15 protein-coding genes are annotated in these 20,102 nt (G+C 70.9%); 9 read left to right on the top strand and 6 right to left on the bottom strand.

The annotated features are described in order from the left end of the window. Position 1 precedes the first annotated feature (1 nt). Positions 2-2,305 (bottom strand): glycosyltransferase, encoded by a 2,304-nt coding sequence (locus tag B9B60_RS17765; protein ID WP_084450284.1) that lies wholly within the window; start codon positions 2,303-2,305, stop codon positions 2-4. Between the two features lie 148 nt (positions 2,306-2,453). Here B9B60_RS17765 and B9B60_RS05980 point away from each other — a divergent pair, with 148 nt between their 5' ends. Both B9B60_RS05980 and B9B60_RS05975 read left to right on the top strand, forming a co-directional pair. Continuing rightward, entirely contained in the window at positions 2,454-4,016 is a 1,563-nt protein-coding gene (locus tag B9B60_RS05980) for an oligosaccharide flippase family protein (protein ID WP_159451161.1), read from the top strand. A 53-nt stretch (positions 4,017-4,069) separates the two neighbouring features. Continuing rightward, a complete protein-coding gene (locus B9B60_RS05975) occupies positions 4,070-5,260 on the top strand; it encodes a hypothetical protein (RefSeq protein ID WP_159451160.1) in 1,191 nt (396 codons plus the stop codon). Positions 5,261-5,291: 31 nt separating this feature from the next. Here B9B60_RS05975 and B9B60_RS05970 read toward each other — a convergent pair whose 3' ends face one another. Both B9B60_RS05970 and B9B60_RS05965 read right to left on the bottom strand, forming a co-directional pair. Continuing rightward, positions 5,292-6,104, bottom strand: a complete 813-nt coding sequence (locus B9B60_RS05970; protein WP_159451159.1) for a polysaccharide pyruvyl transferase family protein — start codon at positions 6,102-6,104, stop codon at positions 5,292-5,294. Between the two features lie 97 nt (positions 6,105-6,201). Next, positions 6,202-7,386: a glycosyltransferase family 4 protein gene (locus tag B9B60_RS05965; RefSeq protein WP_234993774.1), complete on the bottom strand. Its 1,185-nt coding sequence runs from the start codon at positions 7,384-7,386 to the stop codon at positions 6,202-6,204. 34 nt (positions 7,387-7,420) lie between these two features. Here B9B60_RS05965 and B9B60_RS05960 point away from each other — a divergent pair, with 34 nt between their 5' ends. After that, positions 7,421-8,464, top strand: coding sequence for a glycosyltransferase family 4 protein (locus B9B60_RS05960; protein WP_084450279.1), 1,044 nt, complete (start codon positions 7,421-7,423; stop codon positions 8,462-8,464). Between the two features lie 10 nt (positions 8,465-8,474). Here B9B60_RS05960 and B9B60_RS05955 read toward each other — a convergent pair whose 3' ends face one another. After that, positions 8,475-9,500, bottom strand: a complete 1,026-nt coding sequence (locus B9B60_RS05955) for a glycosyltransferase family 4 protein (protein ID WP_084450278.1) — start codon at positions 9,498-9,500, stop codon at positions 8,475-8,477. A 140-nt stretch (positions 9,501-9,640) separates the two neighbouring features. Here B9B60_RS05955 and B9B60_RS05950 point away from each other — a divergent pair, with 140 nt between their 5' ends. Next, positions 9,641-10,552: a glycosyltransferase family 2 protein gene (locus tag B9B60_RS05950; protein WP_084450277.1), complete on the top strand. Its 912-nt coding sequence runs from the start codon at positions 9,641-9,643 to the stop codon at positions 10,550-10,552. On the opposite strand, the gene B9B60_RS16835 is transcribed toward B9B60_RS05950, so the two are convergent. Then, positions 10,521-11,123: a phosphatase PAP2 family protein gene (locus B9B60_RS16835; RefSeq protein ID WP_143445457.1), complete on the bottom strand. Its 603-nt coding sequence runs from the start codon at positions 11,121-11,123 to the stop codon at positions 10,521-10,523. The two genes, B9B60_RS05950 and B9B60_RS16835, sit on opposite strands and share 32 nt — an antisense overlap. Positions 11,124-11,274: 151 nt before the next feature. On the opposite strand from B9B60_RS16835, the gene B9B60_RS05940 reads away from it, so the two are divergent. Continuing rightward, a complete protein-coding gene (locus B9B60_RS05940) occupies positions 11,275-11,922 on the top strand; it encodes a hypothetical protein (protein WP_143445456.1) in 648 nt (215 codons plus the stop codon). Positions 11,923-11,967: 45 nt separating this feature from the next. Here the strand turns inward: B9B60_RS05940 and B9B60_RS05935 are convergent, their stop codons facing one another. Then, the gene (locus B9B60_RS05935; RefSeq protein WP_084450274.1) at positions 11,968-13,383 is read right to left on the bottom strand and encodes a tyrosine-protein kinase domain-containing protein; all 1,416 of its coding nucleotides are present in this window, start codon (positions 13,381-13,383) and stop codon (positions 11,968-11,970) included. Between the two features lie 94 nt (positions 13,384-13,477). On the opposite strand from B9B60_RS05935, the gene B9B60_RS05930 reads away from it, so the two are divergent. The 4 genes from B9B60_RS05930 to B9B60_RS05915 are packed head-to-tail and all read left to right on the top strand — an operon-like array spanning position 13,478 to position 20,101. After that, entirely contained in the window at positions 13,478-15,469 is a 1,992-nt protein-coding gene (locus B9B60_RS05930) for a glycosyltransferase (protein ID WP_234993765.1), read from the top strand. Then, positions 15,457-16,788 (top strand): O-antigen ligase family protein, encoded by a 1,332-nt coding sequence (locus tag B9B60_RS05925; protein WP_084450273.1) that lies wholly within the window; start codon positions 15,457-15,459, stop codon positions 16,786-16,788. The genes B9B60_RS05930 and B9B60_RS05925 overlap by 13 nt, the downstream gene beginning before the upstream one ends. Beyond that, a complete protein-coding gene (locus tag B9B60_RS05920) occupies positions 16,785-19,826 on the top strand; it encodes a glycosyltransferase (RefSeq protein ID WP_143445455.1) in 3,042 nt (1,013 codons plus the stop codon). Before B9B60_RS05925 ends, B9B60_RS05920 begins: the two co-directional genes overlap by 4 nt. Then, entirely contained in the window at positions 19,823-20,101 is a 279-nt protein-coding gene (locus B9B60_RS05915; RefSeq protein ID WP_084450271.1) for a PqqD family protein, read from the top strand. Before B9B60_RS05920 ends, B9B60_RS05915 begins: the two co-directional genes overlap by 4 nt. Position 20,102 lies beyond the last annotated feature (1 nt).

Raw genomic sequence — 20,102 nt, 5'->3', positions numbered from 1 at the left:
CTCATGATGCCAGCCGCGCCGCGGCGGCTCGCACGCGCTCGACGAATCTGTTGGGAGAGAAGGCCTCCACGTGCGCGCGGATCGCCGCGTCGTCCCACGTGGCGCTACGGTCGGCAACGACCGCGGCCCGGATCGCGTCGCCCGTCGGTACGTCGAAGAAGGCGCCGTTGACCCCCTCGGCGATGGTGTCGAGGTAGCCACCGGCGCGCAGCGCGAGCGTCGGTCGGCCGAAGGCCCCGGCCTCGAGCGGGGACAGGCCGAAGTCCTCGTGACTCGCCGCGACGAGAGCGCGCGCATGGCTGTAGGCCCACCGCATCTGCGCGTCGGTGAGGTCGGTCGCGATGCGCACGTTGTCCGGGGCGGCGGCCCGCAGCTGCTCGAGCAGGGGGCCGGCGCCGACGACGAGGAGGCGCTCCGGCAGACCGCGGAAGGCCTCGATGACCTGGTCGACGTTCTTGTACGGCAGCAGGCGAGAGACGACGAGGTGGTAGCCAGGGCCCAGCTCGACGCCCTCGTCCACGGGGGCGCGTTCGCCGGTGGTGTCGACGGCGAAGGGGGGCGGCAGCACCTCGGCGTCGATGCCGTAGGCCTCGTGGACCCGGTCACGCACGACGCGGCTGTTGGCGAGGTAGGCGTCGGCGCGGGCGGCCGCACGGCGGTCCCAGCGACGAAGCGGGGCGCGCAGCGCGAGCAGCGCCAGCCCGGTCGGCGAGCGTCGCGGGTCGCCGCCGAGATAGCGCTCGCTCTGGTAGAGCCAGCGGGCCGGCGCGTGGCAGTAGACGAGCTTGGGTCCGGTCGTCGGGAAGCCGTGCGCCCAGCCGCTGCTGCTCGCGATGACGAGGTCCGCGTCGATCCGCAGCAGGCTCGAGGCCAAGGGAAGGAAGGGCAGCGCCGCGCGGTGGTGGCGGCGCAGCGGCCCGACGCGGTTGAGCGGGCTGACCCGGATGTCGACGTCGCGGAACTCGGGGAAGGTGCCTGCGGGGTCGTAGAGGGTCGTATGCACCGTCGCGTCGGGGAAGGCGCGCAGCAGGGCCAGGACGACCCGCTCCGCTCCGCCGCGCTGGGTGAGGTAGTCGTGGGCGATCGCCACGCGCGGGCGCTCGTGCGTGCTCGGGCCGGGCCGGCCGGCCACCTCGCGCCACAGGCCCACGATGGTGTCGGTGCTCGGCCCGATGCCGAGGTCGGTGCGCGCCCGCTGCCAGCCGGCGGCGCCGCGACGCTCGGCCTCGTCGGGATCATCGAGGGCAGCGGTGATCGCCTCGGCGAGGGCGTCGACGTCACCCGGACGGACGAGCCAGCCGACCGGCACCGGGCCGCCCGTGACGATCTCGGGCACTCCCCCGGCGTCGGTCGCGACGACCGGCACCCCGCGGGCCATCGCCTCGGCCACGACCTGCCCGTAAGGCTCGGGGACGGGCGACGCGTGGACCGCCACGGTCATCGCGTCGAGCTCGGCGGCCGGGTCATCGCTGAAGCCGACGAGCTCGACGTGGTCGTCGAGACCCAGCCGGGCGATCTCGTGACGGATCTCCCCTTCGTGCTCCTCGTGGCCGAACATCGGGGAGCCCATGATGCAGAAGGTCGCCTCCGGGTGGCGGCGCACGACCTGCGCGGCGGCACGGACGAACTCGAGCTGACCCTTGGTCGGGGCAATCCGGCCGAGGATGCCGACGACCGGGGTGGCGGGTCGGGTGCGCGGAGCAGGCGCCAGCTGATCGGGGGCCAGCCCGGGGTGGGCGACGACCAGGCCACGGGCCCCCGGGAGGGTCTCGGCCGTGGCACGTGAGTTGGCGACGACCGCCCGCGGAGCACGAGCCGCCAGCCCACGTACCAGAGCGACCACGGGGGTCGGCAGGTAGTCGCGGCTGATCCGGTCATGGACATGCCACACGAGTGGCCGCCCGGCCAGACGCACAGCCGGGACGCCCAGCAGGTCCGCCTTGAGCGAGGTCGTGTGGACGACGTCGACGTCCAGCTGGCGCAGACGAGCGGCAAGACGTCGGACGAAGGGGATGGCTCCCGCCGCGCTCTTGGCCGCCGTCGCCGGGCGAGCCGCCTCGTACCGCGTCATGCGGCGCAGCCCCGGACGAAGGGGGAGCACCTCGACCTCGTGGCCGTGGTCACGCAGTCGGTCGACGAGGGGCCCATTCCCGAAGAGGATCACCCGAGCCACCACGTCATCGCGTGCCGCGAGCGCATCCATCTGGCGCAGGAGCGCAAGCTCGGCTCCTCCGAGCTGCGCGGTGTGGTCGAGGATGACGACCTCGAGAGGCCGCGCTCGGTCGCTCACCGTCGGCTTCCCCATGCGTGGAGCCTACCCGCGGAGCGGGGTGAGGTAACCGGCCTCGCGGGGGATGTCCGTGCAACGATCGACCCGTGACGATTGTGCAGCGTGCCACCCCGGTCCGGGTGGACGACGATCCGCGCCGGGGCCTGCCGACCAGGACGTCGACATGACCACGGGCTCTGGCCCCGGGCCCGGCAGGCTCGGCCGCCGGGACCTCGAGACAAGAGCCGTGAGCGGCGCCATGTGGACCATGATCCATGTGCTGGTGTCACTCCCCCTTGCCTTCGTGGTCAACGTCCTCCTCGCCCGCCTGCTCGGTGTGGAAGGTTACGGACGCGTCGCCTACCTCACCCTGGTCATGGAGATCGCCGGGGTGGTCGTCCTCGCCGGCGTCGGCGACGGTCTGGTCCAGTTCGGCGCGAAGGCACACTCACGCGGCGACCGATCCGAGGTCCGGTCGCTCCTGAGTCGTAGCCAGGGATTTCGGCTGCTGATCGGCGCCCCCGTCCTGACCCTTCTTGTGCTGCAGCTCGGGGACGTTCCCGTGGCCCTCCTTGTCCTCGCCATCCTCTTCGGCATCTGGATCCCTGCGGGATTCGGAGGCGCGGGTGCAGCGCTGACGATCCAGAACGACACGGCCCCCGAAGCGCGTCTGGCCATGGCGGTCAACATCGTGATGCAGGGCGCCGTGCTGACCGCCGCGTTCCTCCTGCCGAAGGCCGACGTCGTGTGGGCCACGCGCATGGTCGTCGGCGGACTCGGGGTCATCGCGGCGCTCGCTCTGGTCGACCGGCACTACCGGGTCGCACTGCTCGCACCACGGTTCCCGACCGGGATGCCGCCAGGCTTTTGGAGATTTGCCCTGCCGATCGGCGCGTCGGGCGTCGTGAGCGCCATCGCGCTGAATCGCTCCGAGGTGGTGATCCTGGAGGCGCTGTCCACCGCAGAGCAGGTGGGACTCTATGCGGTGGCCTTCGGGCTGGCCGGTCACCTGATGGCCCCGGCGCTCGCCTTGCTCAACCCGCTCACCCCGGCGGTGTCCGCCCTGAGAGAGGTCGACATCGACGCCGTCCAGGACGCCTTCCGTCGCACGGCGCGCATTGGCGGCGTGCTCGGAGGGTTCGTGGTTGCCATCGGTGGCCCGGTCCTCGCGATCCTCGTCCCCACGCTCTACGGCGACGCCTTCGCATCAGCCGCTGACCTGGTGCTGGCACTCACCGTGGTCTCCGGCTTCCTGGTGCTCACGTTCCCGATGCAGGCCTTTGTCACGGCGCGCCTGCAGGGCAGCAGCGTCCTGATGGTCAATCTGCTCTCTGCCGTCGCTGCCACCGTGCTGGCGCTGATCGCCATCCCCTTCTTCGGAGCCTGGGGGGCGGTTATCGCGAAGGTTGCCGTGGTGCTCACGCGCATCGTGTGGCTGGCGGCACGTGAGACGGAGAGCTTCATGGTCGGGCGCCTCGAGTTCCTCGGGACCTTTCGGGCCACCGTCGTCGCGTCCGTGACGGCGGTGATCGTCCACGTCGTGGCGGGCCTGGCCAACCCTTCGGGGACTGTGCAGCTGCTCGCCGCCGCACTGACCGCAGCTCTCTGCGCCGGCGGCATCTACGTACTCCTCCTCAAGGTCGTCGCGACCGGCCTCTCTGTGGGCGATTCCGCTACCCTGCAACGCGTCCTGCCGGCCAATTTGCAGCGGCTGTCGCGCACTACACTCGGGCTCGTCATCAGGTGACGTCCCGTCGAAGCGCACGAGGGTGAAAGGTGGCGGTCCAGGTGTCGGAGGTCATGGCGACCGGAGCTCCGGAAGTTCGACTTGAGGGCGACCGGGCGATCTGGACCAGCCGGGTCCGCGGCTCGACCACCGATGACCTGTGGTTCAGCGTTCCCGCGTCAGCCCACGACATGCTCTCTCCCGTGGCGGACCCCGCCCTCCTGGGCCTACTTCTGCCGGCCATGCGGCAGGGCCGGGACCTGCAGGTCGACGGACGCGTCTCAACTGACCTGTACTCCGCCCTGGACCTCGTCCAGCACGTCGTCTGTCGCACCTATCCGGAGTACCGACGGATCCACGTGGAGTGCTCTGAGCTCGATGATGCCACCTACCGCTCCCCCGGCGTCGGGATGGGGTTCTCCGGAGGCGTCGATTCGTTCGCCGCCCTGGTCCGGCACCACCTCGACCCGGATCCAGGTGTTCGTCGCCTGACTCACCTCCTGTTCAACAACGTCGGCTCGCACGGATCCTCACCCGGCTCCACCGCGCTCTTCCAGAAGCGGCTGGCCAGGGTCCAGAGAGCGACCGGCACACTCGGACTGCCGCTGATCGACCTCGACAGCAATCTCGACGAGCACTTCCGCCTCGACGAGGCCTACACGAGGACCGCGTTCCTCCAGACCGGGTTCATGCGCAATGCTGCCGCCGCGCACGTCCTCGCGTCCGGCATCGGCACATGGCTCTACAGCGCATCCACGTCGCTCGACCCGGTCGGGATCCACCCCTCGCCGGACTCGGCCGAGATGGAGCCCCTCGCCCTGCCGCTCCTCTCTTCAGCCCGCCTGACCGCCCGGATCACCGGCCTCGAGCCCAGGGTCGCCAAGACCCTGGCCGTGGCAGATCTCCCCGCTGACCTGCGGCCGTTCCTCGACGTGTGCATCCACGAGGTCGACGGACCCCCCATCAACTGCTCGCAGTGCGAGAAGTGCATGAGGACGATGCTCACGCTGGAGATCGTGGGCGGCCTCGGCAGGTTCACCCCCCAGGTATTCCGTCCGTGGCGTGTTCGCCAGCGCGCCGCCTACATGGCCGAGGTGCTGGCCGCTCCGTCTGAGCCCTACGAGGCGGAGATGATTGCTGAGGCCGCTCTGCGTGGCTGGGTGTGGCCCCGACGCTCGATCATGCGCGGTCAGGCGCTTCGTCGGTCACGGGGCGCCATGGCCTGGGCGCGCAGGACCCGTGCGGCGATCACGCCCAGGACCTGACCAGGGGGCGAGGCACACCACGTAAGCCCGGTCAGCGGTGTCCCCGCCGCATGGCCTGCACTCGCCACACGCTCTCACGTGACACGGGCAGATCCCGGATGGTCTCCTCCACGCGGGCGATCGACTCCTCCCGGGCCTCGGTGTCCGGGAGCGCCATGGCCGCGAGCAGGTCCGTCGATGACAGGACCCCGTCGGTTCGGATCTCTCGGCTGCGCCCCGGTGTCACGACGGCTTCGTAGTCACGGAACTTGAAGTCGCCACCCCACAGCGGAGGGTGGCGCTGGGTCCACGCAGCAGGGATCCCCAAGGCGTCGGCCACCACCAGTCCGTGTAGGGAGGTGGTGAGCACGGCAGAGCAGTGCGAGATGTGCCGGATGACTGCCCCGGGGCCTCGACGGACATCCACGACCGTGGCTCCACGCACGCGCCGGGCGACCAGATCCTGCAACGACGGGTCCTCGCGGTGCACCCCGTGCGGCACGATGCCGATCCTCCAACGGGCCCTGCCGCGCGACGCCCATCGCCCCACGAGCAGTCCGGGATCGCCCAGCGCCACGTCCTCCTCGATACCCAGCGCCGCCTTGGTCAGCGGACCGCGCACCGCGAGGACCCGAGCCTGCGGGAGCTCCAGCGGGTCACCGTGCAGCAATCCCGAGCCCCAGATTGTCCCGCTGAAGTCTGACTGCAGCTGTTCGACGATGCTGCCGACCCCTGAGGCACGAGCCCTGTCAGGAGGCGTGTGGACCGCGACGACTCCGTACCGCGCGAGGATCCACGGCGTGAGCGCATCGCCGAAGTTGGGGTGTCCGTTCCACCAGTAGGCGGGCAGGATCATCGGCTCCATCGACCGCGACCGCGCAGCGGCGGTAGCCACTCGCCACAACGAGCGCGCGCGGCGCCTGCTGGCGGAGTCGTAGGGCCAGACGCGATCGCCCAAACGGTCAGGCATCACGGCCTCCGGCCTCGTACAGGTCGCAGTACAGGTCAGCCACGGCCTGCCACGAGAACTCTTCGCACCGGGCGCTGCCCGCCGCCGCGAGGGCCGCCGCCGTGACCGGGTCTGCAAGGAGCGCGGCGACCGCACCGGCAAGTGCCGAGGAGTCGATGGGGTCGACCAGCACACCATCGACACCGTCGGACACGAACTCCGGCATCCCCCCGTGAACCGTGCCCACGAGTGGCGTCCCAGCCCGCCATGCTTCGAGGGCCACCAGCCCGAAGGCCTCCCGGCGGCTCGGCACCACGACCACATCGGCGTGTGACATCGCCGTGGCCACCTGCCTCGGACTCAGGCGACCCAGCAGGTGCACCCGCTCGGAGATGCCGGCCGCGCGAGCCAGTGCCCGCAGCCGCTCGGCGTCGGTGCCATCGCCGCCGATGACCACCTGGACGCCGGCCAACCGAGGATCAGCGGCGGCGTCCAGCAGCAGGTCGAACCCCTTCATGTGCTCGACTCGACCGACACCGAGCACCACCGGTCGACCGGGCGGCAGGTCCACCGGCTCCATCGCTTGCGGGTGCGGGTCGATACCGTTGGGGACCACGACACCCTCCCTCAGGCCGAAGCGGGCCCGCAGGTCGGCCAGCACGAACTCGGCCGGCGCGGTCACGGCGACCGCGCGGACCACCGAACGGCGCAGCGCCATCCGCAGCAGGGCCGATCGGTCGTAGGCGCCGTGGTCATCGGCAAAGGTCTCTCCGTGCGTGGTCACTACGAGTGGGGTCCGGGCGATGGCATGAGCCGCGAGTGCGTACACCCCGTTGGGCCCGAAGCAGTGCACGTGGAGAACGTCGGGACGAAACTGACGCATGGCCCTGGACCACGAGCGAGCAGCAACCGGCAGGGCCGCCACGAACCTGAGCACGGCACCCACCTGTGCAGCAGGTAGCGGTGTCGGGAGGTACCTCACGGTGATCCCATCGACGGCCTGCTCGCCGAGGTGCTCACCACGGTCGACCGTCCACACCTCTGCGCTGACGCCCTGACGATGCAGCTCTCGCGCGAGCTGCCGGACGTGCTCCTCCACGCCGCCGACGTACGGGTGGTACGACGATGCGATGAGCGCCACGCGCCGCGGCCTACCCTTGGACACGGATGCCCCCTTCGCCCCACCCACGGGGGCCATCATGGCAGTCACCCCCTGAGGAACGGAAGAGTGCATGCCCCACCTGAGGATTGCACGCACGGCTGCAGCCGATCTGCTGGGCACGGGCGTTTACGAGCAGCAGGTTCTCGCCCGTGCCGCTGCGGCCCTGCCCGCCGGGTGGACCACGAGCGAGGCCGTCGTCCGGTCCCTCCGCTCGCCCTTGGCAGGCACGCATCGGCTGCCGATGGCGCAGGTGGCGCGGGCGCCCGTGGCGGCGCGGCGGGCCGTGGGCCGTGCCATCCACCCCGGCAACGCCGTCGTCCACCGCATGAACCTAGAACTGCCACCGGCGCCCGTGGACGTCATCACCCTCCACGACGTCGTCGCGTGGAAGTACCCCGACGAGTCGCCTCCCGTCCCGGCCGCCGCCCAGGAGATCCGTCGCGCCGCGGCCGTCATCTGCGTCTCGCACTTCAGTGCTTCGGAGGCGGTCGATCTCCTGGGCATCGAGGACCCGCACGTCATCCACCACGGAGTCGACCCACGCTTCCTCGATGCGGCACCAGCCTCGGCCGAGGCGCTCGCGCTACTGGGCATCACTCGTCCCTTCGTGATGACCACCGGGGGCGCGTCCGAACGCAAGAACCTCGCCGGACTCGCCCACGCCTGGCCGGCGGTCCACCGGGCTCGTCCAGACCTCACTCTCGTCCTGACCGGCCCCCCACACCCATGCCGTCAGGCACTCTTCGCCCACCAACCCGGCGTGATCCTGACCGGCATGGTCGCCGTCGATCTCATGCCGGGCCTGATGGCTGCTGCTGAGGCGGTCATCGTCCCCTCCCTGTACGAGGGCTTCGGCTTCCCCGCGCTCGAGGGCATGGCCGTCGGCACCACCGTGGTCGCCGCCGCCACCAGTTCCCTGCCTGAGGTCGTCGGCGACGGGGCTCTGCTCGTCGAGCCGGACAGCACGTCCCTCGCGCAGGGGATCATCGATGCCACGTCGAACGACCCGGAGGTCGCCACCATCGCGGCACGCGGCCGCCGTCGTGCTGCTCACCTCACCTGGGAGCGGAGCCTGGCCCAGCATGCGGCGGTGTGGGCCTCGCTCGCAGGCTGACCCGGCGCCGTCAGCTCGAACCGCGGACGGTCTCCCGGCGGATGAGACCGGCCAACAGGTCGGCCGAGTCCTTGGCGGACCTGGGTGGGGTCGTGTCGTCGGCACCGGCCGAGCCCACCGACTGGAGTGCCCGCCGGAGACCAGCGACGTCGCCCGGCGGCACGACGACCGGGTTGGCTCCCCCACCGACGTAGTCGGCGACGGCCGGGATGTCGCTGACGACCACCGGCGTCCCGGCGGCGAGGTTCTCGAGCAGAACCGTTTGGCCGGTGGAGATGCCGATGTCCCGCAGCGGTAGGACCATGACCCGGCACTCGAGGTACATCTCACGCAGCTCACTGATCGGCACGTGGGAGCGAAAGGTGACGTCCTGGTCCGACATCACGGCCCGAGCCTGGCTGATGTTGTCCTCGTCGGTGACGACCACGAGGCGCTCACCCGGCGAGAGCGCCCGCACGAGCGTCGGGTAGTCCTTGCCCTCGTTCGTGCCCACCGCGAGCACGTAGTCCAGGCGTGGCCTGCCGACCCGGGGACGGAAGAAGTCGGTGTCGACGCCGAGCGGGACGAAGGACACGCGGCGCTCGTCGATGCCGAGGATCTCGGCGAGTTGCCGGACCTGGGCCGAGCTGAAGGTGCAGAGGCGGTCCGCCTCCCGCAGAAGCCGGCGCCGGACCCGGCCCGCGAGGTCGTCCGCGCGGTAGGGCTCGCCGGTGGCCGCAACAGTCAGGACAACGACGGGCACCCGGAGGACGCCCATGGCCTTCAGCAGCAAGGGAGCATTGGCCGCCGCCTCGTGCGTGCAGACCACGGCATCGAGGCGACCCTGGATCACCGCACACCAGATGGCTTGGGCGACCTTCCACCACTGCGCAGCACCGGGCACCCAGGAGGGCACCCGCCACGGACACAGGTGGACGTCATGGCCGAGCTCTCGCAGCTCGACCGCGAAGAACAGTCGGTGGGAAGGCACCTCACCCCTGCGGTGGGCGACCTCCTCGTGCTGGACGTTCGAGACGAACAGGTACGCCATCCGCATCGGTCACTCCTCCCGTGCCACCCGATGGACGCCAGAGTAGCCACCTCGCTGTGGACACCGCTGCTACTGTCAGGCGAGGCAAAGGCGCGCGGAGCGCCGACGTCAGGGCGGACCGAGGCCATCAGCATCGGGAGAACACCATGATCGACGCGACGGACCGAGCACCCCTGGTCACCGTGGGGATCCCGGTGTACCAGGGCGAGAGGTACCTGCCGGAGACGCTCGCGTCCGTGATGGCCCAAGACCACCCCGCCGTCGAGATCCTGATCAGCGACAACGGGTCGGGCGACGGCACCGAGGAGATCTGCCGGTCCGCCGCGGCGGGCGACGACCGGGTGCGCTACCTGCGCTACGCAGACAACCGGGGCGGCACGTGGAACTACAACAACCTCATCCGCGAGGCGCGTGGGTCGCTGCTGACGATCACCGCTGCCGACGACGTCAAGCTGCCCACCTTCGTGTCGAGCTGCGTCGCAGCCCTGGAGGCGGCCGGAAGCGGCTGCGTGCTCGCCATGACGCGAACGCGCATCATCGACGAACACGGCGACGTCGTCGAAGACCTCGGTGACGCGAGCCTGACGATCGACGAGCCCACCCCGCACCAACGGATGGCCCACTTCATGCGGGCCCAGGCTCCTCACCTCGTGTACGGGCTCGTCCGTACCGAAACCTTCCGTGCGACCCGTGGCTTCCGGCCGGTGGTCGGGGACGACTACGTCATGCTCACCGAGCTGGCCACCCGCGGATTCTTCACCCTGGTGCCCGAGCAGTCCTTCCTCCAGCGCAAGCACCCGCTGGCCCACTCGGCCGACAGGGCCGGGGACGTCACCTTCTACCGTCCGCAAGGTCACGGCCGCTTCGCCTTCCCCCACACCAGGCTCGATGTCGACCTGCTCCGTGCATGCCTGGTCGCCCCCCTTCCCGTCGCAGGGAAGACCCGATGCCTGGCTGCCTCGATCAGGAACTGGATCGTGCCCCAGTGGCGCGGGGCTGCCGGCGACGTGCGCGACGCTCTCGGGATCAGCTGGAAACCGCGTCGGCCCGTGCGCTGACGCCGAAGACGACTCCGGCGACCGTGCCGACCACGAGGATGGACCCCAGGGTGTCGCTCGGCCGGTGCGCGAGCCCGACCACGTTGCCGACCATCGCCAGGACGAGCACGAGGCCGAGGGCCACGACCAGCCCCCGCGGACGGCGGGGCAACAGGAGCCGCACCGCAACGAGCAGAGCGGCGACCAGGGTCACGTGCGTCGACGGGAAGGTGTTGAAGGGGTAGGCGTACCCCTCGCCGCTGTAGACCGGCCGCCACAGCACAGGATCCCGCAGCAGCCGGCTGACGACCACCGACACGACGACGAACGCGGCAACCTCGAGCACACGCCGCCGGTCCCACCGCCACCGGACGAGCGCAGCAACGACGACGGCGACGACAAGAGCCGCGGGGACGAGGCGACGGGCCACCCACGGAAGGAGGATCGCCACGGACCCGCCGCCGAACTGCTGGGCGGCCCCGAACACCTGGTTGTCGATCTGCTGGCCTGATTCGGCCACCACCGCGCCGACGTAGACGACGACAAAGCCGACTGCGCAACCGAGTGCCAGCCTCCACTGCCGACTGCCCATGAGGCTCCTCGATTCCGGCGAGCTCTGCTGCGCTACCGACCTGTGGGGGTGTGACGTCGACCAGGCATTCTCCTGAGCCAGTGACGATGCTAGTGTGTGACAGTCAGCGCTACCACGCTGCACGGGGTCTCGCAACTGGAGGAATGCGAACATGGGGGATGACTCGACGCAGGGCGCGGAGCCGCTGGGCCGCCGGTCGGTGGTCAAGGGTGCTGCATGGACCGCTCCGATCGTGACGCTCGGCGTGGCTGCGCCCGCCACCGCGGCCAGTGCCCAGCCGATCACCCCCGACGCCTCGTGGAGCTGCCGTCCCCACAAGGAGGGCTGGACGTACACTGTCCGGTTGACGCTGTCGAACGGCCTGCGCTGCGGGGTGAACGTCAGCATCCGGACGTTCCAGGTCCGGATCAACGGTCGGACGGTCGTGTCCGGAGGCGGCACCGTCTTCGTGTCAGCGGGGAAGTCGAGCACCCTGACCTTCGCCGGGGGCACAACGAACGCCAGAGGTCAGGGTGCACTCACCCTGACCTACTCCTACCGGGACTGCGGGGGCGCCACTCGCGCCGAGACCCGCAACCTCACGCTGAGTCCGCTCGGCCACTGCCAGGGCGCCCACGGCGCAGACCCCGACAAGAGCTCGGTCGCCACCGAGTCGACGACCCCCTCGTCGGCACCGGCCCCGGAGGCGGACGTCGTCACACCCACGCCTGCCCCCTCCACGCCTGCGGCCTCGCAGCCGGCCACGGACCCCCAGCTCACGACGCAGCCAACGACCACGACGGCAGCGCCCACGCACTGATCCACACCTCCGGTCGATGCGCTCAGGGCCGCCCAGCCTGAGGGATCACCTCGGCCGACCACGGCCTGACGGCGAGCCCGGCTCGGGGACCACCTTGCGCGCGATCGCAGGATCCCGCCCGGCTGCCTGCTTTTTGGTCTCGCCGCCGTACCCGTAGGCCCGGTGGCCGCGTGCGGGGGCGAAGTTCAGCGCAAACCCCGACACCGCCGCATCAACCGTGGACAGCTGCTTCATCGCACTGGCGAGATCACGCTTCTTGGTGCGCTCGTGTCCGGCGACCATGAGGATGCCGCCGGTCAGCCGCTGGACGATCACGGCGTCGACCACCGGGAGCACGGGAGGGCTGTCGACGATGACGAAGTCGTAGTCCTCCACCAACGTTGCGAACAGGTCCTCCATCGGCTGGGACCCTAGGAGCTCGCTCGGGTTGGGCGGCACCTGCCCGGCCGGCATGACGTGCACTCCGGACGCGCCCCACCGGTGGATGACCTCATCAGGCGTGGCGTGACCGAGCAGGACCGTCGTGAGCCCGACGGCGCCTTCGATCCCCAGCACGTCCGCGACCGAGGGGCTGCGCAGGTCGGCGTCGACCAAGAGGGTCTTGGTCCCGGCATCCGCCATGGCGAGCGCGAGGTTGACCGCGGTCGTCGTCTTGCCCTCTTCCGGCACGGCCGAGGTGACGACGAAGGAGTGCCGGCCCGTGGTCACGTCCACGAAGAGCAGGTTGGTGCGCAGGCGTCGGACGCTCTCGGCGTGCTGGCCGTGCGGGTCGTGCTCGATGCTCAGCAGGACCCCGCCCGACGTGCGCTCTGCGGGCAGCGTCGCCAGCACCGGCGCGTCTGACAGACTCTTGATGTCCTCCTCCGACCGGACCTTGGTGTCCAGCGCGTGCCGGACCAACGCCAGACCGACGCCCAGCACCAGGCCGCCGAGCAGCGCCAGGGCGAGGTTGTTGCGCAGGTTGGGCGAGGTCGGGCTGGTCGGCACGGACGCCGGCTGAAGTGGCCGCGACACGACCCTGTTGTTGGAGCTGGTGATCACGGTGGAGAAGTCGCCCGCCACGTCAGCCAGGTGTGGACCGATCCCGTTGGCCACCTCAGCGGCCTCCTGCGGGCTGGAGGAGCGTGCCGTGATGTCGACGATCGATGTCGACGACGAGACGGACGCTTCCACGTCGATCGGGTGCCCCTCGACCATCCCCAGGTCCTTGCGCAGCGGGTCGAGCACTGCGGGTGTGCCGAGGATCGACTGGTAGGTCTCGAGATCGCTGGTGGTGAGGACCACGGTCCCGTCGCCCCGCCCTTGCACGGGTTCGACGCTCAGGTAGACCGTGGCCTGGGCGGTGTACACCGGTGTTGTGAGGTAGGTCGTCACTCCCGCCACCGCCATCGCGACCACGACGCACGCCACGATGATTCGCCACCGGGAGGTCACGACGCTGACGAACTCCGTAAACCGCACCAGTGCTCCTGCCGTCGATGTCTCCCTGGCTCCCGCGCCGTTGACCAGCGATAGTGTCCGTAGTCGAGAGCCCTTGTCCTAGGAGTGTATGACGATGCGTGTCCTCAGGATCAGTCACAGTGGGGTCGTCGACGCGTGGCGGGCGCGCGAGCGGTTCGCCAGGGCGCAGGGCATCGAGGTCCACTCGGTGACCGCGACCGAGTGGGACGAAGGCGGGTCAATGGTGGCCATGACCCCTCGGCCCGGCGAGGACATCGAGGCAGTGCGCACTCTCGGGACCCACCCGGCGCTCTTCCTCTACGACCCTCGCCGGCTGTGGCAGCTGCTCGGGGAGGATTGGGACGTCCTGGACCTCCACGAGGAGCCCTTCGCCCTGGCCACTGCCGAGGTCCTGGCGATCCGGGCACTCCGGCGCAACCGGGTTCCGTACCTGCTGTACTCGGCGCAGAACCTCGACAAACGGTACCCACCTCCCTTCGGCTGGTGCGAGAAGTGGTCCTTGAGGCACGCCGGCGCCGTGAGCGTCTGCAACCGGCGCGCGGGCGAGATCGTCCGGCGCAAGGGCCTCATCGGTCGCGCGGTCCTCATCGGGCTGGGTATCGACGGCTCCACGTTCACCCCCGACCCAGCCGGGCACCTCGACGGCTCGTCGATCCGGGTGGGCTACGTGGGCCGGTTGGAGCACCACAAGGGCGTGGACGTCCTCATCGAGGCCGTGGCCCGCAACCCGCGGCTCACCCTCGCGATCGCTGGTGCAGGACCCGAGCATGAGCGACTGCGCTCGATGGCAGCGAGCTCGCCCGCTGCGGACCGCGTCGAGTTCCTCGGTCCGGTCGACCAGGCGGCACTGCCCCACTTCTACCGACGCCTGGACGTGCTCGCCGTCCCGTCACGCACGACCGCCAGCTGGCTGGAGCAGTTCGGGCGCGTGGCTGTCGAGGCGATGGCCTGCGGTGTCCCCGTCGTCGCGAGCGACAGCGGCGCACTGCCGGACGTCGTGGGCGATGCCGGCCTCCTCGTGCCCCCGGATGACCCTGACGCCCTGGCTGCGGCGTTGGGGCGCGCCGGTGATGACACGCCGACCCACGAGACGATGCGCACGCGGGGACTGGCCCGGGCACGTGACTACGATTGGGAGTCCATCGGCGCGGAGTACGTGACCCTCTACGAGGCCGTCGCAAGGCTCCAGCGGCACGACACGCACCGCGAGCTGGAGATCATCGTCGTCGCTTACCACTCTGCGGACATGCTCCGCGACACCCTCACCCCGATCCGGCACTTGCCGATCACCGTCGTGGACAACTCCTCCGACGTCGGGGTCCGTGCGGTGTGCGAGGACCTCGGTGTCCGCTACCTCGACCCGGGGAACAACGGCGGGTTTGCCGCCGGCGTGAACCACGGCCTGGCCCACCGGCTCCACCCGTCGTCGGACGTCCTCCTCCTCAACCCGGATGCCGTGATCGACCCGGACGGCATCCGCACATTGCACGAGCGACTGCTCCGTGAGCCCGATCTCGCCAGCGTGGGGCCGGCCCAGGTCGACGGATCGGGTCGGAGCAGTCGCGTTTCGTGGCCCTTCCCGACTCCGTGGGGCAGCATCGTCGAGGCGATCGGACTGGGCCGCTGTCGCCGCGCCGAGTACGTGATCGGCTCGGTCCTCCTTTTGCGTGCCGAGGCCTTGGCCCAGGTCGGCGAGCTGGACGAGTCCTTCTTCTTGTACGCGGAGGAGACCGACTGGGCCCGACGAGCAGCACACCTGGGCTGGCGCCACGAGCTCGTCGCCGAGGTGGCCGCGACCCACCTCGGCGGGGCGACGAGCACGGACTCCTCGCTCCGTGACGCCCACTTCCACGCGTCCCAGGAGCGATACCACCGCAAGCACTTCGGCGACGTCGGCTGGCAGGTCACGCGGGCCGCAACCATCCTCGGTTCCGTGGTGAGGGGCATCGTGCTCCGCGACCAGCGAGCCGCCGCCGCCCGACGGCGCGCGGTGCGCTATCTCCGCGGCCCCGTCGCGGTCGAGACCGCACTGACGGGCAGGTCCGCTGCGCTTACCCGCTCTGGAGAGCGACCATGGACGCCCTGAGGTCGAGCGGCGGGCCTGCGGCGCTCGTGCTCGCCGCGCTGCTCCTCGCACTCGGCGTGGGGTGGCTGGTCCCTCAGACGCCGCTGATCGCACTGGCGGCGGCCGGCGCGGTCCTCCTGCTCGGACTCGTCGCAGTGGACGCCGCACTCGTCCCCCTGCTCTTCCTGCCGTTGCTCTACGTCACATACCGCGTCGGCGGGGGCGGCGTCGACCTGTCGGTGTCCGACCTCGCCCTGGGTCTGGGCACGATTCCGGCGCTGGTCTTCGCCCGACGTCCCTACAGCCGACCCATGCGACAGATCCTCTGGTTCACCGCCATCTACCAGACCAGCACGCTCTTCACGGTGATCGCCAACCCGTACCTCGCCAACGGCGTCGAGTGGGTCCACGCCTGGTTCCTCATCGGTGGGGCGCTGATCTACGGGTGGGCCATCGGTCGTGGTGGCCACGGGCGAACGGGCATGCTGCTGCTGCTCGCCACCGCGTGCGTCCTGTCCCTCTTCGTGGTCGCCCGCGGCCTGATCAGCCTGGCCCAGGGCACCTTCGGGCCGGTGGAGCTCGGCTACGGAATGCAGAAGAACTTCCTCGGCACGGTCCTCGCGATGACCGCCCTCATCGCCTACGTCCGACCCCGCTGGCTCCAGCTGCAGCCGCACCTCGCGGCCGGCATCTTCTGGCTGCTGGCAGCAGCCGTGGGGTTCACCCAGTCCCGTCAGGCGATCATCGCGCTCGGTATCGTCCTCGCGATCCTCGTGCTCCGGTCCAACACCGATCGCCGTCGTTCCAAGCTCATCCTGCTGGTCGTCATCCCCGCCGCCGTCGTCGTCGGCACCCTGGTCCAGGAGCAGTCGAAGAGCGGCAATCAGTTCAACTCCTACTTCCAACGCCTGACGTGGTTCGGGGACGCCATCGAGATCTGGTCCACCCAGCCCCTCGTCGGGGTCGGGCTGAGGTACTGGTACACCGGCAGGTACCCCGCCTTCCAACCCCCCAACGCGGAGATCGAGGTCCTCGCCTCCGCCGGGCTGATCGGGTTGGCCGGGTTCGTCGTGCTGATGATCGGTTGCGTGTACGTCCTGTGGCGGGTCCCTCCGGAATACGGCCTCCTGGCCGTGCTGGCCGTGCTGTCCCGCTTCATCCAGGGGCAGTTCGACCTCTTCTGGGTCGCGAGCCAGTGCTCCATCCCCTTCGTCATCGCCGGGATCTGCCTGGGTGTCCAGGCCCTGCACGACGACGAAGGGGGCACCCTCCTCGCCCAGGACGCGACGATGGACGGTGCGCGCCATCCCGGGGCCACAGCCGGAGCAGTGTCATCATGAGGATCACCCACGTGGTGTGCACCCAGGACTTCGCCGGCGTCGAGAGCCACGTCGCCGTGCTCGCCGCCGCCCAGCACGACCGCGGCCACGAGGTGACCGTGCTCGGCGGGGACGTCGAGCGGATGCGCGCCGCCATAGACCGTCCCGCGGTGTCCGTTCGTCCCGTCCGGGGGATCCTCGACGCCGTCCGGCAGCTCGCCGGCCCCGCCGGGTCAGCAGCCGATCTCGTCGCCACCCACATGTCGGCCGCCGACCTCGCCGCGACGATCGCGCCGACCCTCGTGGGCACGCCGATCGTCAGTACGCGCCACTTCGCCGCCCGTCGCGGTTCCCGGGCGGTCAGCCGAGCGGCACTGTGGCTGACCGCTCGCCGGATGGACGCCGAGATCGCGGTCAGCTCGCACATCAGGAAGGTCGTCGGAGGGGAGCCCACCGTGGTCCTGCCGGGGATACCGCATCGCCATGCCGGTGAGAGCGGCGAACCACGCGAACCAACCGTCCTGATGGTCCAGCGCCTCGAGGCGGAAAAGCAGACCGAGGTCGGGATCCGGGCCTTCGCCGCCTCAGGTCTCGCCGACGACGGATGGCAGCTGAGGGTGGCCGGTGACGGTGCCGAACGCCCTCGGTTGGAGGCACTGGCGCGCGAACTGGGCATCGGCGGGAGCACGACCTTCCTCGGCCACCGGCACGACGTCGATGCCCTCATGTCCCGCGCCAGCATCTTCATGGCGACGTGCGGAGTGGAGGGGCTGGGGCTGGCCGTCGTCGAGGCGATGGCCAGCGGCCTGCCGGTCGTGGCCAGTGCGGCTGCGGGCCACCTCGAGACCGTGGGGCCGGTGGCCGCGGCCGCACTCTTCCCCGTCGGCGACCCGGTGGCCGCCGGGAGGCTGCTGGTCGCCCTCGCCCACGACCCGCGCCGGCGCGCGGCCTACGGAGCAGCTCTCAGGGCACGGCAGCACTCCACCTTCTCGATCACCGGTCAGGCAGCTGCCACCGACGCGGTGTACGAGCACGCGGCGGCCCGACGTGCCGTGACGACCGGGCCCGCCGACAGGTGCCTGGTCGTCATCTCCCTCGAGCCGTGGGACGAGGTGTGGCGGAGGAACCAGCACCTCGTGGCGGGCCTGCTGCGTACCGACCCCGGGCTGAGGGTCCTCTTCGTCGAGCCGCCCAGCGACCTCTCCCAGGCGATCCGCACGGGCTCGTTGCCCCGCCCCGGTCGCGGCCTGCGGATCGGACCTCGGCTCGACGGGGTGGCGCCCGGCGCGATCTGGCTCCACGAGCCGACCAAGCCCCTCCCCCGCCTGCTCGACCACGGCTACGACCGCAGGTGGGCCCGGGGCATCCTGAGGTCGGCATCCCGCGCCGGCCTGCCGCAGCCGACGCTGTGGGTCAACGACCCCGCTGGCGCCGAGCTGCTCGAGATGAGCGACTGGCCCGCCCTGTACGACATCACCGACGACTGGCTCGCGGCCCAACGGGACGACGCGACCCACGCGCGCCTCGTCCGCCAGGAGGACGAGCTGATGCAGGGCTGCGCCGAGGTCGTCGTCTGCTCCACGGGCCTCGTGCGCACCAAGTCGCCGCGACGGCCGGTCACCCTCATCCAGAACGCCGTCGACGCGGAAGGCATCCGGCGTGCCCGCGCTAGGCCGGCGGACCTCCCGCCCGGTCCTGTCGCGGTCTACGTCGGCACGCTGCACAGCGACCGTCTCGACCTCGGCCTGTGCGTCGCCACGGCGGACGCGCTCGGCGACACGGGCACGCTGGTGCTCGTCGGGCCCAACGCCCTGGGGCGAGACGAGGACGCCCGGCTCGCGGCAGCGGGGGTGGTGCGCCTCGGCCCCCGTCCCGCGTCGGAGGTCGGCGGGTACCTCCAGCACGCGGACGTGCTCGTCGTCCCCCACGTCGTCGACGAGTTCACCGAGAGCCTCGACCCGATCAAGCTCCACGAGTACCTGGCAGCAGGTCGGGTCGTCGTCAGCACACCCGTGTCCGGCTTCCGCGACGTCGCGGACGAGCGCCGCCGGGTCGTCCCTGCGCAGGATTTCGCCGCGACGGTCGCGGCAGCGGTCCCGGCCAGTGACACCTTCCCGACCGGGTCGGACCCGACCGTGCCGACCTGGGCCGAGCGGGTCGAGCAGATGCGCGCGGTGCTGGAGCGGGTCAGCGGCGGGCAGCCGGGCGACGGCGTCGCGGACGTCCCGCTGGGCGCCCGGGTGCGCCTGGGGCACGCCGCGATCCAGCACATCGCCGCAACACACGGCGTGGATCTGCTCCACATCAAGGGTGCGGCGATCGACGACGCGATGACCCACCCCGGCCGGCGGCCCGGTGACATCGACGTGCTGGTGCGTCCCGAGGACGTCGCGCTGCTCCTCCGACTGACGACGGACGCCGGGTTCCGCCTCGTGAGCGGGTTCCGGACAGGCTCTCCCTTCGGGCACGCGGCGACGCTCGACCACCCGGTATGGGGTCACCTCGACGTGCACCGCCACTTCCCCGGCATCGGTCTGGACGCCACCGCGGCGTTCGACCACCTCTGGGAAGGACGCACCCACCGCGACATCGGCGGCGCCCGCTGTGCCACGCCCGGACCCGCGGCTCACGGCGTCCTGCTCGTGCTGCACGCCGCGCGCAATGTCGAGGGAGGCCAGGCCACGGCGGACGTCGAGCACGTCTGGCACCACGCCGACGACGAGGCCCGTGCGGCGATGGCGGCGGAGGCTGTGGCCATCGGTGCCGAGACCGCCTTCGCCGTGGGGACCGGGGAGACGGACCGCGTCCAGGACGCCGCCGGACTGCGTGACTGGCTCGCCCTGACCCAGGGGGACTCCCGCCTGTCCGAGTGGCGGGCCAGGATCCGCACCGCGCCCGATGCGCCCTCCAGGCTGCGGCTCATCGCCATGCTGCCCCTCGTCAACACCGACGCGCTGGCCGCTCGACTGGGCCGCCCACCCACACCCGGGGAGATCGCAAGGGCCTTCGTCGACCGCGTCCGGCAGGCCGTCGTCGAGGTCACGGGACGGGCCCGATGACAGCCCGCGACACCCACCGCGTCCCGACCGGGGTCGGGTGGACCGTCGACCGCGACGACGGGGGCACGAGGGTCTACGTCGCGCGCCTGCCGCACGGGCCGATCCACGTGCTCGACGGGACCGCGGCGCTCATCTGGCTCGAGGCGCTGCGACAGGACCCGAGCAACCTGTCGACAAGGGTCGCAACGGCTGCCGGCGTGCCCGAGGAGGCTCTGGGCGACGACGTCACCCGGTTTGTCGCCGACCTCGTGGCGCGCGGGCTGCTCACCACCTGAC

Origin of the sequence: Janibacter indicus (genome assembly GCF_900176385.1) — a bacterium.
Lineage (GTDB): Bacteria > Actinomycetota > Actinomycetes > Actinomycetales > Dermatophilaceae > Janibacter > Janibacter indicus.
Note: the sequence above shows the minus strand (reverse complement) of the source record. Positions and strands in the feature narration are given on the sequence as shown.

What these genes read in the sequence shown, in the direction of transcription:
- B9B60_RS05970 (WP_159451159.1), bottom strand. Translation starts at nt 6,104, where the DNA reads ATGGAGCCGATGATCCTGCCCGCCTACTGGTGGAACGGACACCCCAAC.
- B9B60_RS05915 (WP_084450271.1), top strand. Translation starts at nt 19,823, where the DNA reads ATGACAGCCCGCGACACCCACCGCGTCCCGACCGGGGTCGGGTGGACC.
- B9B60_RS16835 (WP_143445457.1), bottom strand. Translation starts at nt 11,123, where the DNA reads ATGGGCAGTCGGCAGTGGAGGCTGGCACTCGGTTGCGCAGTCGGCTTT.
- B9B60_RS05965 (WP_234993774.1), bottom strand. Translation starts at nt 7,386, where the DNA reads ATGGCCCCCGTGGGTGGGGCGAAGGGGGCATCCGTGTCCAAGGGTAGG.
- B9B60_RS05950 (WP_084450277.1), top strand. Translation starts at nt 9,641, where the DNA reads ATGATCGACGCGACGGACCGAGCACCCCTGGTCACCGTGGGGATCCCG.
- B9B60_RS05980 (WP_159451161.1), top strand. Translation starts at nt 2,454, where the DNA reads ATGACCACGGGCTCTGGCCCCGGGCCCGGCAGGCTCGGCCGCCGGGAC.
- B9B60_RS05975 (WP_159451160.1), top strand. Translation starts at nt 4,070, where the DNA reads ATGGCGACCGGAGCTCCGGAAGTTCGACTTGAGGGCGACCGGGCGATC.
- B9B60_RS05925 (WP_084450273.1), top strand. Translation starts at nt 15,457, where the DNA reads ATGGACGCCCTGAGGTCGAGCGGCGGGCCTGCGGCGCTCGTGCTCGCC.
- B9B60_RS05920 (WP_143445455.1), top strand. Translation starts at nt 16,785, where the DNA reads ATGAGGATCACCCACGTGGTGTGCACCCAGGACTTCGCCGGCGTCGAG.
- B9B60_RS17765 (WP_084450284.1), bottom strand. Translation starts at nt 2,305, where the DNA reads ATGGGGAAGCCGACGGTGAGCGACCGAGCGCGGCCTCTCGAGGTCGTC.
- B9B60_RS05955 (WP_084450278.1), bottom strand. Translation starts at nt 9,500, where the DNA reads ATGCGGATGGCGTACCTGTTCGTCTCGAACGTCCAGCACGAGGAGGTC.
- B9B60_RS05930 (WP_234993765.1), top strand. Translation starts at nt 13,478, where the DNA reads ATGCGTGTCCTCAGGATCAGTCACAGTGGGGTCGTCGACGCGTGGCGG.
- B9B60_RS05960 (WP_084450279.1), top strand. Translation starts at nt 7,421, where the DNA reads ATGCCCCACCTGAGGATTGCACGCACGGCTGCAGCCGATCTGCTGGGC.
- B9B60_RS05940 (WP_143445456.1), top strand. Translation starts at nt 11,275, where the DNA reads ATGGGGGATGACTCGACGCAGGGCGCGGAGCCGCTGGGCCGCCGGTCG.